At 45.4% G+C, this 15,673-nt stretch carries 7 protein-coding genes and 1 pseudogene; 2 read left to right on the top strand and 6 right to left on the bottom strand.

The annotated features are described in order from the left end of the window. Window position 1: 1 nt before the first annotated feature. From H6F50_RS18710 to H6F50_RS18695, 4 genes are all read right to left on the bottom strand, one after another. Window positions 2–1,030 carry a trypsin-like peptidase domain-containing protein gene (locus H6F50_RS18710; protein ID WP_190429863.1) on the bottom strand — a complete coding sequence of 343 codons (1,029 nt, stop codon included), beginning with the start codon at window positions 1,028–1,030 and terminating at the stop codon, window positions 2–4. Window positions 1,031–1,037: 7 nt separating this feature from the next. Then, a complete protein-coding gene (locus H6F50_RS28020; RefSeq protein WP_190429862.1) occupies window positions 1,038–2,114 on the bottom strand; it encodes a trypsin-like peptidase domain-containing protein in 1,077 nt (358 codons plus the stop codon). A gap of 95 nt (window positions 2,115–2,209) precedes the next feature. Beyond that, a complete protein-coding gene (locus tag H6F50_RS18700) occupies window positions 2,210–4,753 on the bottom strand; it encodes an NACHT domain-containing protein (RefSeq protein ID WP_190429861.1) in 2,544 nt (847 codons plus the stop codon). A gap of 594 nt (window positions 4,754–5,347) precedes the next feature. Then, window positions 5,348–6,382 (bottom strand): hypothetical protein, encoded by a 1,035-nt coding sequence (locus tag H6F50_RS18695; RefSeq protein WP_190429860.1) that lies wholly within the window; start codon window positions 6,380–6,382, stop codon window positions 5,348–5,350. Window positions 6,383–6,630: 248 nt separating this feature from the next. Here H6F50_RS18695 and H6F50_RS18690 point away from each other — a divergent pair, with 248 nt between their 5' ends. Both H6F50_RS18690 and H6F50_RS18685 read left to right on the top strand, forming a co-directional pair. Next, complete coding sequence (locus H6F50_RS18690; protein ID WP_190429859.1) at window positions 6,631–8,796, top strand: CHAT domain-containing protein; 2,166 nt, start codon at window positions 6,631–6,633, stop codon at window positions 8,794–8,796. Between the two features lie 16 nt (window positions 8,797–8,812). Further along, the gene (locus H6F50_RS18685) at window positions 8,813–10,495 is read left to right on the top strand and encodes a hypothetical protein (RefSeq protein WP_190429858.1); all 1,683 of its coding nucleotides are present in this window, start codon (window positions 8,813–8,815) and stop codon (window positions 10,493–10,495) included. 11 nt (window positions 10,496–10,506) lie between these two features. Here H6F50_RS18685 and H6F50_RS18680 read toward each other — a convergent pair whose 3' ends face one another. Both H6F50_RS18680 and H6F50_RS18675 read right to left on the bottom strand, forming a co-directional pair. Next, complete coding sequence (locus H6F50_RS18680) at window positions 10,507–14,907, bottom strand: AAA family ATPase (protein ID WP_190429857.1); 4,401 nt, start codon at window positions 14,905–14,907, stop codon at window positions 10,507–10,509. A 200-nt stretch (window positions 14,908–15,107) separates the two neighbouring features. Then, window positions 15,108–15,672, bottom strand: a pseudogene (locus tag H6F50_RS18675) (transposase); the annotation flags it as partial. Between the last annotated feature and the right edge of the window lies 1 nt (window position 15,673).

Raw genomic sequence — 15,673 nt, 5'->3', positions numbered from 1 at the left:
ACTACCTCTGCAAACGGTCATAAATTCCAGGTGCATTGTTTTTTAGATCATCTAACACAGCGATCGCACTCGTTCCTTCGCTTCGTAGATAACGTTGATCCGTACCCGGTTCAGTCAAATCCCCACCACTGTGGTGAATGGCAACCACGTCAAACTCATCGTTAAGCACAGGTGAACCAGACGATCCTGGTAGGGTGCTTCTGGTATATTGCACTACCTTGGTATCGGCATAGGCGACAAAGTTATTCTGCATCGAGATTTTCTTCAGATGTCCGCCTGGATGCTGAATGATTGCTACGCGATCGTCTCGCCGCACTTGCTTACTCTTAAGAATTAGGGGCTTGCCAAAGGAGGGTGCATCTTTCAGGGATACAATGGTGTAGTTTAGTTCAGCATTTGTGTAAAACACACCCCCTGGTAATGCTTGAACTGTATGAGTGCTGCACTCTTTACCATCAATATCCAGTTGATAATTGAAAGTATATTCACTCTGTTCGGCTTGCTCTCGACTGGAGATGATGTGATTGTTGGTCATTAACAGTTCCGGTGCAATCATGAAACCTGTCCCCATAGCCTTTGAAACACGCAGATGAACTACGGCTTTTGCTGCCTCAAAAGCTAACTTCAAAATGTAAATATCGAGAGTATGAACAGGTGGTCTAGAAATTCCCGAACTCAATTCCTGTTTGTTGAGATCTTCACTAATCGGTTGCTGTTTCTTCAGTTCCTCTCTAATCTGTTGAAGCAGCTCATGTAGGCGTATCTTTACGTCTACACCTACATCTTCACGAATCACCTCCAACAAAGCAGAAAGTGCGGGTTTACCAGGGGTAATTTCACCGAAGGCTACCAGTTCCTTCACCATATTGGGAATAAAAACATTCACAGGCGTATCCCAGTCTAGACGATACAACACAGGTGCATCGGTGCCTAACGCCCTGATCAAATACGCCGAACGCTCCATCTCATCCTTCATATACGGTCTTAGAAGGAGCAGTAATTTTTGGATGAGATTGTTACTTATTGCCATCGCCTAACTATCTCGGCAAAAGGGCATAAATTTCCGGCGCGTTGGTCTGTAGATCCTTCAACACGGCTATCATACTCGTACCCGCATTGCGTAAGTAACGCCGTCCTGTACTTGGTTCAGTCAAATCCCCACCGCTGTGATGGATTGCTACTACTTTAAATTCATCGTCAAACACAGGTGAACCGGAAGAACCCGGTAAGGTATTCGTGGTGTATTGCACAACATTGACATCAGCATAGGCGACAAAGTTGTTCTGCATTGAAATTTTCTTCAAATGTCCGCCTGGATGCTGAATGATTGCTACGCGATCGTCTCGCCGCACTTGCTTACTCTTAAGGATTAGGGGACTGCCAAAGGGAGGTAAATCTTTCAGAGATACGACCGTATAGTCTAATTCAGCATTCGTGTGAAACGCACCCCCCGGTAACGCCTGAGTTGTCTGTATATCGCACTCTTTCCCGTTGATATCCAGTTCGTAATTGAAGGTATATTCGGTCTGTTCAGCCTGTTCCCGACTAGCGATGACGTGATTGTTAGTCATCAACAAATCCGGTGCAATCATAAAACCCGTACCTGCCCCCTGTCGTCCTCCTTCTCTCGGAACACGCAGATGAACCACAGCTTTTGCTGCCTCAAGAGCCAAGTTCAAAATGTAAATGTGGCGTAGGGTATCTTCTCCGATAATCTTTTCCTGTACATCAGCCACACTGCTAGTTCCGCGCCATCGGTCAATCAAGCGGTCAGGAGTGGCTGGGACATCGAGGGGATACTTCTGAAATAGCTCCAAAATGAAGTCTGAATCTTCATCGCCAGTAAAAGGCTGAATGTAGTTGAGGAAGACGCTTAAGGCTTCTTTTCCGTAAGCCACCTGCCCAAACTGTGACAAGAAGCGTACTACTTCCACCGAGACGCCCATTGCAGTACCATCCAAATCGAGCCGCGCTAGGATTACATCTGCCTGGGGTACACCTTCCAACGCCCCTGCAACCAAGCGTCTGCGATCGCGCACATTGGCAAAGTCGGGTAAATTCTGAACAATGCGGGTCAATCGTTGAAAGTCCGGCTGGTCTAGCTGAACGGTCACACTTACTGCTCCTATGCAAGAGGATAGCTACATTTTGGCTTAGGGCAATATTAATGCGCTACCACCAGCACTGTTCTGCTGTCTAGCTCTCAATCTCACAACTCAGCCCGTATGCCTCTTCTATTCTCTATTTCAGCAATAGGCAACAGCAACGTCTCCTCAATCTCCTCCCTGACGCGATCGCTCACCACACAACCGCTATGAAGACAATCTACTAATAATTTATTGGCATTACAGTAACACTGAAGTAATTGCTTTTGTTCGGGATTAAAGTTCCAGTTATGTCCTACATTTTGATGTTTAATGATCGATTCTCTAAGCTGTTCAGTCCATGCTTTTCCTTCATGCCGCCACCACTCTCGACGGATATCTAGTTTACTTTCTGTTTCTAAAAAAATATGGAGATCGGGTACTATATCAAATTTATGTAAATGTTCTAGAAGTTCCTTCAAAGGTTTATCTAGTTGAGGTTTAAAATTGGCGGCATGGATGCAAGCCCGATTTAGAGAATGACTAATACCCTTGGCTAGCAAGTTTTCATGGTCATCTCTAGTCGTCGCTCCTACTTTAAATCCGGGAGTAAATCCAATCTTAATAGCAAGGGTTTTGGTTTTATCAAAATTTCCTTGGAAAGCATTGATTATGTTTTGCTTGGAGGTAAGCGCTTCAGCAAAGAAAAGAGCGGTAACAAGCGCTAAATCAAGATCAAAAACGGAATTGCTGGTAATTTTATCTATATTGACCTCAAAGAAGTAGCCTGGTGAATCATGGGCTATAGCATAGTAAAAAGCACGTATAGCCACAGTTCTATAAAAATTCGGCGCTGACTGAGATTTCTCATTTACCCAGTGAAGGAACTGCTGAAGTTGTGAATTTTTTGCCAAAAGAGAATCAGTCTTGCATTTCATCACTAACAAAAAATTGTCAGCATTATCCAATAACTCTAATGTCAATAAAAAGACTTCTCGCCAATGAGATTTTGTAATGTGAACTTCCAACTGTTGGAAAACTTCTTCTTGTGTGGAGCTGTTATCAATAGCATATTTAGCTAGAAAATATTCTTGAAACGTTAGATGGGAAAATGACCAAACCTTCTGCGATCGCTCAATCAACAACCCATGCTGAGACTCGATCGCCTTCAACACCACTCGACTATCCCGCTGCCCAATCCCCAAAAACTCTGCAATATAACCCTCAATCTCCTCCTGCTCAAACAACACATACTGCGGTTGCTCAAACTTCTTCACTGCCAGATAGCTCAATAGCTCCAGCTTCCGCTCCACCGACAAATCCCGATAAATCTCATCCCGCTCAATCTCCCGCGACTTGTCCCACTGCTCCAGCAGCAACTCCAATCCCTCCTCATAGAGTTTGGAACGCTTTGAGTAAAACTTCCCCGTCTGGTGAAACACCGCACAGGTCAAACCCAGCAAAATCGGCGTAATTGCCAACTCCCGAATCGGCTTATTTGCCTCCAAAAAGAGCAGCCCCAGAAACTCCTGCGCCCTCGCCAGTCCCGCCAGCTCATCCCCCATCACCGCCTTAAACCAATGCTCGGCAAACGCCCGCACCTGCGGCTCATTAAAATCCGCCACCTCCACATAATCAAACCGCTCAAACCGCGATTCCTGGCTCTGCGTCCGACAGGTCACAATTACCTGCACCTGCGGATAGGTACGAGCAAACCGCTTGATTTCCTTTGTGATGTTCTTCCCATCCTCCCCCGTCACCTCATCCAACCCATCCAACAGCACCAGCACCCGACCTCGATCAAGTACCAACTGAGTTTCTTCTGCATCCAATAACCGCCAGTACCGCTCTAGATAACGCTCTAGCGAATAAGCAACCTCACGCCCATCCTCCACAAACTCTCGCAGTTTAATCAACACTGGAATCCGGTGCGCTTGTAAATTCCCAGTGTTGCACTCGGTCACCACTCGCTGCAAATACGTAGTTTTCCCCGAACCCGGTTTACCCACTACCATCAGGTTCGTATTCTTCGCCAGCACCTCCAGCCCCGATACCCGTTTCCGCTTTTTGCCCAAGCCAATGCGATCTAAACTGCTATAGCTCGAATACCCCTGCATCCCCGTCGTGAAGTCCTGCCACAGGTCATCGAGTTCCGACCTACAGCTACTGCTCAACTCCTCCAGAATATTGACATCGACAAACAAGTCACCCAACGGCACCCAACGATCCACGCCCCAAAGTGGCATCGTGCCATGCAAGCGTTGGATGTCTTTGTGTAGGCGCGATCTCACTTTTTGCACCAGGACATCAATATCAAGGGTTTCGATACCAGAGCTTATGTCAGTTGCTGCATCAGAATGTGATCGCAAATGAATCAAGGGACGCACTTTGTCGATACGTTGCTGTACATCAACACCAGCTTGTGATCGCACATATTCCAGCAATGCCCAAAGTGCTTGTCTACCTGGTTCAACTTCGCCATACTCTGCCAGTTTGCACACCATATCTGGAATGAAAGTCGCAACAGCGCCACTCCATGTTATGCGTTGCAGCACAGGTGCATCATTGCCCAGTGCTGAGACTAGGATGGAGTGACGGTCTTTCTCAACTTCTATGAATGGTCTGAGAAGTTCGATCAACTCATTGATGGTGTTCGGATCTAATCTCACCCTCACTTCAACCTTTCAACCGTGTAATCCCTATAGGCAAACCATAACTTACTCAGTGAAGAAGGCTGTAAGTGCGATCGCATTATTGACATAACCTTATATGTTTTTGCGATATCGCACGTTAGCAAAGCCGGGTAAATTCTGAACAATGTGGGTTAGTCGTTGGAAGTCTGGCTGCTCTAGCTAAACGGTCACAGTTACTACTCCTATTAAGGATCATTTTATATTTGAGTTTTTCTTCTCATAATGGAAAAACTCAGTATCAGTCATAGCCACTACAATCGTGCCGCTTTTGTCGAAATTCCTTTTTTTCTAATAGAATTCCGGACTTTTAAAAAAAAATCAGTAAAGCGTATACAAAGTACGTAATCCTTAATTTAATTTTTTTGATATGTCACCTGCCTATCAAAGATTCAGAGATTCTTTAGCTAGTCTTCTAGACCAAGGAGTCACTCTCCATGACGCTGTTCAGCAGGTCAATCAACAATATGGTGAGCTTGCCGATAAGGCTGCTCAAGAATTGCTAGAAAAACAAGCTCTTGAAAAAGCTCTCCGAAATTGCCAAAGACATCTTAGAAATAGGTCTTAATTTACTTACGATAGTCTTTGTATGAAATTGGTGATACAAGCTTTTAGCTCTGTGGTTGCTTGGCTAGACAAGGAATTAGGAATTCTTTGGTCTCTAATATAGGTGAAGGACATTTTATAAGCATAGACAGGTAAGGTTTGGAACTCAGGTTCCTCTATAAGGTCGTATTTACCCCAAGTTAAACACCAAGATATGCGTTCTAAGTACTTTTCAATTTCCCAATAGAAATCATCTATCTCATCGGGTGAAAAATCTGTTCTTATCTCTTGATACTCATCTAAAGCGACATTCCCAGCTCTTTTAGCCAGAGCTGCTCGATTCTTATCTAGCCATTTGGCTGCGTCTTGGCCAGCTTTTAAGTCTTGGTCAAACTGCCTAATAACTTGAAGTTGCTCCTCTAAAGGCTTTATCTTTTGTTCTAGTTCAACTTTAAGCTGCTCTATTTGCAGTAAATTATTACTTCCTTGCGAAGATAACTCTTCTATCTCAGATTCGAGAATTTGTCTTGTTTCTCTAAGAAATACTTGTGCTTGAATTGCCATTTCAGATGAATGTTCGTTCGGAATTATCCAAGATTGCACCTTATTCTTCAATATATTGATGGTGCCTCGATGTTCTTCTGAAAGTTTTCCAGCATTCTGTATCTTTTTAGCAGTATCCAAACATAAACGAATAGTTAACATAAAATTGATATGGTCAGCTAGTAGCGCTAACAGCTCGTCCATTGACTTAGGACGCGAATTAATCAGAGGACGCAGTTTATCGATACGTTGCCGTACATCGAAACCCGCTTGAGAGCGCACATATTCCAACAATGCCCAAAGTGCTTGTCTACCTGATTCAACTTCGCCGTAGTCTGCTAGCTTTTCTACCATGTCCGGTATAAAAGTCGCTACAGAACCACTCCAGATTATACGTTGCACCACAGGTATATCATTACCAAGCGCTACGAATAGGAAAGGACGGCGGCTTCGCTCATCTTCCAGGAATGGTTTGAGAAGTTCAACCAACTCATTGATGGTGTAGCGGTCTAACCTCACTCTTAGCTCAACCTTTCGACTCTGTAATTCCCATAAGCAAACTATACCTTACGCACTAGGAAAAGCTGTGAGTGCTATCGCTTCAGCATCCCCGCAGGAGTCTTCAAACTTTTCGCCTTACTTGTCGAAGTATCTTGTAAAAAAGGATACTGGTTTATACCAACTACAAGTGCATCCCGTGTCATAGCAACTAAATAATTCGCATCAGATCGACTAGCTGTACTTTGTCGCCTGGTTACCTTAAGTTGATGAATTCCTCCGCTACCAAGACCCTGTTAGCTCTCCTACTGGCTTTGAGAGAGCTGAAAGTGCCCTTAAGCACTGATGAACAAGAAGTTCTGCAAAATGTAGGACGGGAACTGGAACTCGACCCTGATTACTGGGAAGAAATTGAAAAAGGTCTGATGGCAATAATTGAGGCAAATGCTGCCTTAAATCAGCTCTACCAGCTTAACAAAGCCAAACTAGAGGCTTTAGACGGTCAGATTCCACGAGAGTTATTGCCTAGCCTGGTTGAGTTAGAGCAAGAACTTTTTCCGGAAACCAGAGAAGTCGTAACTTTTGACGGCTCTCCTAAAGGCATTAGTAGTCAACCCAATGAAGTAATCAGCCTTACTAGCACAATTCTTAAAACTGACAACCAAGACCAAACGGCTAAGGAGCTTAGTTTTCTAGAAGGACTCTCGGACTACGTTCAGTCCTACCGTTTCTTCAACACCTACTTCGGCAATTCTGGCGATCGCGTCACCATTCCCCCCAGCGAACCCCTCATCCACGGACAGCCTTACCTCTTATTCATCGATATCAGTCCCGAACGAAAAGGACTAGACGAAGAGCCAACTCCCTTCCCAGACCAAGCTCTAGCTCAAGTTTGGAACGACCAAGAAACCCTATCTCTCGATGTAGTTATTACCTCTAAAGATTTCAGCATCGATGCCACCGTCAAGTTACTCACCTTGCCTCGCCGTGGTTCGTCAGATAGCGTACAATTCACCGTCAAGCCGAATTTATTTGAAGGTCGCGGCTATATCCGGGTCGAGTTGCTCTATCGCGGCTACCTGCTCCAGTCCAAGCAGATTACAGCTCTAATTCTATCCAGAGCTGGCGCTGAAATTCCAGAATCCCTGCGACCCCCCCAAACCGCCCGAATTACCTTCACCACCACTGACCTGCTGACCAACGAACAGCTAGCACTGCTGCCCGAACGAGTCCTAACCGTCGATGTAGAGCTTGACCGACGTGATGGCAGCATTGACTTTCGCTTTCTCGATCGCACTCAAGGCAATCAAGAACTCGGCTTCTACGACACGACCTTACAGCCTACCGCACTCGGAGAAGCGATCGCGGCAGTTCGCCACCAACTGACGTTAATGGCTTCAAACGACGAGGGATACAAGTGGAAAACTCAGGGCGATATGGCACTGCTCAATACCTGGCTCCCGGCTTTAGCTAATGCTGGACGCAGCCTCTATCGAGCCATACTCCCCGAAAATAAAGGGAATACCTTGGGAGAAGACCGAGGCGAAACATTACGAGCCGCTCTTAATCCCAATACCGTCATCCAAGTCAACCCAATTTTAGGAAAGGTAACAATCCCTTGGGCGTTGCTGTACGAGCGCAAAATCAGATTCAGCCAACAGGTGCACGTGTGCGAGCAATTTGTCGAACGGGACACAGACTGTACGGACTGCCCGTTCAAAGATGATTCTAAAGTCGTTTGTCCCCATTCCTTTTGGGGTTATCGCTATGCCATTGAGCAACTTCCGGCTTGGACGAGTAACGAACTCCCTCAACCCCTGGCACTGGTGCGGCAAATTGCGAACGATCGCCCCTTATCGCTGAATTTTAATGTCTGTCGGGAGTTTCTCTTGTGGCAGGAACACTTGCCAAAAATTGAAGCACTCGGTTCAGTGAAAATGTTTGAGGCTGATGAAATTCCTGCACTCGAACTCATCTGGGAGAATGATGGTGCAACGTTGGATCTGATTTACTTTTATTGCCACGGTGGGGTGGAAGAGTCCAGCAAGCAACCTTATCTAGCACTCAGCGGAGAACGAATTTACAGTAATTTCCTGGAAGACTTTGAGCATCGGTGGCAGCATCACCCCTTAGTCTTACTCAATGGCTGCGGTACGGGTGATTACGGGCCAGAAAGCTACATCAGCTTGATTGATGACTTTCGAGCGGCTGGTGCCAGTGGCGTGATTGGTACGGAATGTCCAGTGCCGGAAATGTTTGCCGAACCCTATGCGATCGCCTTATTAGGCAGGCTATTTCGGGGAGAGCCGTTGGGACAGGCTATGCTGGCAGTGCGTCGAGAGCTGCTTCGGGAAAACCTAAATCCCTTGGGTCTGGTTTATTCGCTGTATGCCGCTCACGAGATTGCTTTAACTGTTCCTGTCGCCCATCACTAATTCCTGAAGACGGATAATGAAACGTTGGATTCCTGCTGTTCTGCTGATTTTACTGGTTTGTCCTGCCCCAGTTCTGGCTCAAACCAAAGTTGGGATTCAAGTTGACGCTGGAGACAAGCCTCTACAAATCAAGGGTTGGCTGGGTTCTGAGAATGCTTTCACAGGCAATATGCGACTGACGGCTTCTGGGGGAAATGTAGCAGCGTTTATCTTCCTACCCTCCGACCTCAAACGCAAGGATGGGGATGAAGTCATTGGTCGGCAGCAGGTGGAGTTGGTTGAAAAACCCCAGCTCTCGGCGGAAGTGCCAAAGGATTTTCAGGTGAAGGTGAATGGCATCAAAGTGCCGGGAACCTATGAAGGTCAAATTGTGCTGCTGTTACCCGGTCAAAAGCGGCCTGATGCGATGGTCATTCCCCTAAGCGTGATGGCAAAAGCTAAACCTGCTGTGGTGCCTGTCAAAGGTGGCGAACAGATACGGCGTCAGTTAGTGCGGTGTAGCTGGCTACTAGACTGTGCTTTGGCGCGTCTGTTGCTCCCGGCTAGTGCGTTTCAGGATCAGTGGCAACTCAAGTTAGACAACCCCGTTGAGGCACCCGCATCTCTTACCAGTACTGAGGTGGTCTTAGAGGGTCAGCAGACTGGCTACCAAATTACTAAAGCTGAAGTAGAGCCACCCCCAAGTCCAGCAATGTTAGCAGCCAATCAAATTATTAGCTTGCCGTTGAAATGGAAGCGATCGCAAATTCCCCCCGACCGCTATACAGGATGGGTTTACCTGACGCTGGATGGACGAGAGGAGAGGCTGGGAATTCCAATCGATTTGAATGTGCGGATTGGACCGCTGCTGCCACTGTTGGTTTTACTGGTGGGAATTGCTTTGGGCAGATTGTTTAAGTACATGCAGGAAAAGGGAATTCCCCAATCCGATGCTTTAGGGAAGGTTAACGAGTTGGAGCAAGAGATTGCTGAAGCTGACCCCGAAGACCAGAAAATTCTCACCCCAATGGTTAAAGAAGTCCGCAAATCAATTTACCAGATGGACTTGGAAACAGTTACGGCAAAGGTAGAAGCGATCGCAGACCGTCTCAACTGCTTGAAGCGGTTACGCACGATGGAGCAAAAGTTGGAACCGAAACAGCAGCATCCCAAGGTTGGGGGAGAAAACGGGATACTGCAAAAGATTGCTGAAGCGCGATCGCTGATTGGATTGTCGTCGGATGAAAAAGGATTGGAGCAAGCGAAAACGTTACTCGAAGAAATCCAGGCAGAGGCGGTGAAGTTGGGAACGGCGATGATGGGTTCAGACAAGCAGCCTGATGCCACGATGACAGAAACGGCTCAAGAAGCTCAGAAAGCTGCGGCGGCAGTTAATCATGCTGTGCAGGCTGAGGTGAGGAAAGCGCCTGCTTTGCCGATGTGGGTAGTGCAGTTGAGGCGATCGCTTATTTTCTTGTCTGGAGTATCCAGTACGGTACGAGCCGAAGCAACGTTGTGGGTGGTGCGACCACTGTTGTCGTTGGCGCTGCTGTTTGGGTTGTCCGTGGTAGGAATTCGCGCTCTTTATGTGGAGAAGGGGGCGACATTTGGAGCTGACCCGTTTGCTGATTACTTAGGATTGGTGCTTTGGGGATTGAGTGCGGATGTGGCGAGTCGCAGTTTAAGTAATTTGCCAGGGGGAGAGGCTAAAAATGACTAAGCTTGTGCACCTTAATTAGCAGTTCCGATGCCATCGCAGAGATGGCGATCGCTATCCTTAACGGTGGAATTGTTTTTTAAATAATTGCGTACCCAATCACAACCTTTCCCCAATAAAGAATCTATATCCAAATTCCACATAGTTACAGAACCAGTATGCACAGCTAGAATTTTACTATTGGCAATAAAATTAAGACTATAAACATTAGGGCTTTTAGTCGAAAATGATTTTATTTCTTTTCCATCAATACTCCAAAATTTGATTGTACCATCATCCTTTGTGCCACTACCACTAGCAGAAGCGAATATTTGTCCATCAGGTCTAAAACTTAAACTCGAAACAGCAGAAGTGTGTCCTTGAAGTATTTGAAATCTTGTTCCCGTGAGACTCCAAATAATAATATTTCCATTCTTGTTTCCTGCTACTAAACTTTTGCTATTTGGGCTAAAGCTCAAACTGGTAATAGGATAAGAACTTCCTGCTAAAAATCGTAATTCTGTACCATCAGCGTCCCATATTTTGACAGTATTATCGCTACTAGCAGAAGCAATAATTTTACCATCTGGACTATAACGAACTATCTTGCTCCCTCCTTTAAGGCTTTTGATTTCTGTACCATCGGTATGTAAAAGTTTTACAGTGCCATCTTCTCTTCCAACTGCAATAGTTTTGCCATCTAGACTGAAGCTAGGCTGACCATAATCATTGCGTTTGCCTCCAGCTAGTGTCTGTATTTTTTGTTTCATGATCGTTCTAGATTCTCCAGTTTCAATATTCCAAACTTGAACAATATGATAATTGCTATAACCGCCATATACCAACTGTTTGCCGTCGGAACTGAAATTTATCTTAATTCTAGAAAGAGGGATATTCTCTGCAAGAGTTTTTCGAGGAGTCCCGTCTAAGTTCCAGAGTTTTATTGAACCATCACCAGTAACAACAGTAGCAATTGTTCTACCATCTGGGCTGAAACTTACATCCCCTAAAGATACATTAACTGGCTTAAAGATTTCTTGTTTCACTTCATCAAGGTTCCAGATTCTAACTGTTTTATCAGCGCTGACTGAAAGCAGCATTTTACTATCTAAGCTGAAGTTGACATCAGTAATAATGGAACTATGTCCAAGCAATGGTTGTTCTTGCATCCGCAAACTACCATTAACCCATTCCCAGAGGTTAATATTATCTCTCATACCAAAAGTAGCAACTTTATCACCATCAGAACTAAACTTTACGCCAGTTATGAAAGAATCGTAAAAGTCATCTAATCGTTCAATTTCTTGCCCATTGAAATCCCAAAGTATAGCTTTATTTAACTCTTCAACAGAAGCAAGCATCTTGAATGCAGGACTAAAACTTAGACTGCTAACGCTCCAATTTTGCTTCAATGTGATAGGAGCTTTACCTTTGAGACTCCAAAGTTTAACAGTACCACTGGTGCTATTATCAGCAGAAGCGATAATATTGCTGTCGGAGCTAAAACTTAAAGCGCTAACCCAACTACCTGGTTGCAAGGGATGTTGAAATGATTGCAATTCTTGACCGTTGCGCTTCCAGAGTTTGATTTTCCCTTGAAGATTAACGGCAGCAATAGTTGTCCCATCACGACTAATGCTCGTCAAAATGATGTCTTTTGCATTACCTTTAAAGCTCGATAGTTCTTGACCATCAAAGTTCCAGAGTTTAATGCTGCCATCCCTAGTAGCAGCAACTATAGTATTGCTTTTGGAACTAAAGCTGACGCTACTGGCTAAATAATTTTCATTACTGAGTTCAGAATTTGGTTTGAGATTAATATTAGTTTTTTCTGTTCCATCTATATTCCATATTTTGATACTGCCATCCTCACTAACAGCAGCAATAGTCTGACCATCAGGAGAAAACGAAGTGAGATTGAACTGTTTATTATAACCTTCAAAGCGATTGCGCTCTCTCACACTGTAGACGGACTGTAGTAAAGCACCCACAACTCGCATCTCAGTATTGGCATTTATGCCAAATTCTCTTTTCATTTGTTTCCCTGTTCTGATGCTTTCTAAAAGTGCATCAAACTCCTTATTTGAGGCAAACAATGCTTCTGAAGACTGACTGCGAGCGATAAGTTGAGCATTTTTTTCGGCAATAACAGTACGCCACCATCCCATCCCAGCAGCAAGTGCAAGAATAGAGGCAACTACAGAGAAGCTAGTAAGCGTAATGATAGTTTTGCGGCGTTGACGATCACGCTCTGCCTGTATGCGGTCGCGCTCTTTGTGACTGTCCTCTACAAACTCCTTAGCTAAACTCGACAGTGGCACAATATCCGCCTCATCCTGAAGAAACTTTTCAGCTTCCCCCAACCTCAACCCTGTGAGCAGATAATCCTTAGACTTCTCTTTCTCTCGCCACTCCTCAGCCGCTGCCTGAATCTTCCGCTCAGTTCTAATTGCTTCTCGGTTATTATCTAGTAACTCCCGTAACCGCGACCAATAGCGAATCAGCGATTCATGAGCTACATCCACCACCGCTACCTTCTCTTGTCTTTTCCTTTGCTCGCTGGTGACAATTAACTTTGCCTGAACCAACTTTTGAATCACCCGCCCCACCAAACCAGCTGATTGAGGTTGGGCAAACAGATCCCCTTGAGGAACTTGCTTGCGAGTATCCGGCGTCCCTTCCCCTAACTGAGTTAACTTGATAAAAATCTGATCAGCTACCCGCTGTTCCTCAACGGAGAGCTGCTTGTAAGTTTGTTCAGCCAGATTTTCTAGAGTTTTTTGTACTCCCCCCAGTTTGTTGTAACTATCCAGCTTCAGCCAGTTCAGGGTCTGCCGTTGCCAGAGCTGCTCTAGTGTATAGGACAATAGGGGCAGCATTCCCGGTTCAGGTTCCCGTGTCTGCTGTTCGACCTCAACGCCTAAATCCTTAAGGATGGCGTCAATCAAATTCTCCTCAACTTTGCGCCCCAGTTTTTTCGCTGGTTCGATAACCGCCTGCCTCAACTCCTGGGCATTCATTGGTGTCACCATCACCAGATTGGCTTGAATCAAGTCAGCCAGTTCTCGATAAGCCACACACTTACCCAGGAAATCATCTCGCATTGCAAAGATAAGGCAGAGCTTATCCCCCGTTTGTTTGAGCGCTCCCAACAAACTAGAGATAAACTGTTGTCGCTCAGCCTGACTCTGGCAAACAGTAAAAACCTCTTCAAACTGATCCACAATCAGTACAGTACGCGGTGATTTAGAGGCTCTAATCAACCGTGCCAAACCTGTTACTCCCTGTGCGTTCGCGCTAGCGTGCCGGAGGCATATCGCTTCTTCTGCCTCCTTGAGCTGCCTTGCACGATCAATATCCGTTACTTCCTCATCCAAAAACGCCGTTGCCAAACTTACCAACGGCTGTTCCCCTGGCGTAAAAATCCGAATTTTCCATTGCTCCGTCCCCGGCAACCTGCGCTCCTGCTGCAATTGATGCATCAATCCAGCTCGGAGTAACGAAGACTTGCCACTCCCAGAAACCCCCAGCACCGCCAGAAAATTCCCCTTACCCACCTGCACTCGCTCGATGAGCTTTTGACTCAACGCTTCCCGCCCGTAAAAATAGGCAGCATCTTCAACATCAAAGAAGCGCAACCCCTTGTAAGGACAAATCCCGTCTGGAGTGAGAACGAACACCTCTTCCCGTTCGCCCGTTAGGATAATTTCACAGTTAGGGTTGTACCAAATCGGCTGTTGGGGAGTGCCTTTGAGCCTCTGGTCAATATACTCAATCAACCTGTCATTATTAACCACACCATCCGGTTGTCGCCTGGGGTCGAGTCCTTCCCAAAGTACCTGAGAAAACACCCCATGCTCACCCTGAATATTCTCCTCAGCCGGTTCAAACTCCCGCGCTGCCGCAATAAAAAACCTTGTCCGACCCTGACCCGCAGTCCCCAAATCAGCTTCAGCGAAATTGAGCAACTCACCACTGTAACAGCAGTCTAGCCAAACCATTTGCTGCTGTATCGGAGTCTTTTGCAACAGTTCCCGCAACCACCGCAGAGAAACCCCCCACTGATTCTTCCGGGGGTCAGAATCACTCGTTGCCAAAAACCCTTCAGTCACTCCACCCAGATTGCGGCGCAACCCATGACCCGCAAAATACAACAGTGCCGTCTGGGGAACGCTATCTCCGACTGGATTAAACAGTTGGATAATCGCCTCGTGCAAAGCATCCCCCTGTACCAGCTTTTTCGGATCGACCCGACGCTGCTCTTCCTGAATCGATTCCGGCAGTCGCCGCACTCGAAACCCGCCATACTCTTCTAATCGTAGGGCGATCGCTTCTGCATCGCTAGCAGGGGTATTTAGATGTTTCGCCTTGCTCGTCGGACTATCCTTGAGGAAGGGATACTGATTAATCCCTACCACCAGGGCATCTCGATTCATAGTGGTTAAGTACGTGTACGGTTAAGAAATTTTTCTATCTAAGAGCAATGTCTGATAACAAATTGTTGGTTCCATTATTATCAAATTGATGTCGTCAAGGTGCCTTTGTAGGCATAATTCTTATCCAAAGCCAGAATTGTTGAATGCTGATACAAAACTTTACATAGTTAGTTGCACTAAGTCTAAAAAGCCTAAATTAGTCAACATAACATTATCTCCTCAAACCAATGGACATAACTGATTTTTTGGCACATACAACATTGTAAATAGCGGAATTTATCTAATAGTGTATGCCCCCATTGTTCGGGAATGCATAAAAGCTGTAAAATCAGATAACCTATCAAACTAACGTAAATTTGGATAGTAATACTATTGACGTTTTTGGTAATTAATTTGTCAAGTTTTAAGTGCATCTTTAAAAACTTCCATAATAATTCAACTCTCCAGCGGAGTCGATAAATATCCCTAATGTCATCATCACTAACTGCTGCATCTCCTGCTGCTGGTAAATTAGTCACACTCCCGGAATTCAGTTCGGGTTTCCACATCACAAAAATTAATCACTCTATATGCTTGAGCATCGTTAGATGCACCAATTTTTACTAATTTATTTGACTCTTAAAATTTTAGTTTCCAATTGTTTTGTATCCGCAAAACGAAGTATTTATTTTTTTGTACTAAGTCTTGAATAAATTTTAATCCCGCCAATCCCCTATCCATTACACCAACAGCATGTGTTGGTAAACTAGACATCATTTTTGCACCA

Origin of the sequence: Coleofasciculus sp. FACHB-712 (assembly GCF_014695635.1) — a bacterium.
Lineage (GTDB): Bacteria > Cyanobacteriota > Cyanobacteriia > Cyanobacteriales > FACHB-T130 > FACHB-T130.
Note: the sequence above shows the minus strand (reverse complement) of the source record. Positions and strands in the feature narration are given on the sequence as shown.

What these genes read in the sequence shown, in the direction of transcription:
- H6F50_RS18680 (WP_190429857.1), bottom strand. Translation starts at nt 14,907, where the DNA reads ATGAATCGAGATGCCCTGGTGGTAGGGATTAATCAGTATCCCTTCCTC.
- H6F50_RS18690 (WP_190429859.1), top strand. Translation starts at nt 6,631, where the DNA reads ATGAATTCCTCCGCTACCAAGACCCTGTTAGCTCTCCTACTGGCTTTG.
- H6F50_RS18685 (WP_190429858.1), top strand. Translation starts at nt 8,813, where the DNA reads ATGAAACGTTGGATTCCTGCTGTTCTGCTGATTTTACTGGTTTGTCCT.
- H6F50_RS18710 (WP_190429863.1), bottom strand. Translation starts at nt 1,030, where the DNA reads ATGGCAATAAGTAACAATCTCATCCAAAAATTACTGCTCCTTCTAAGA.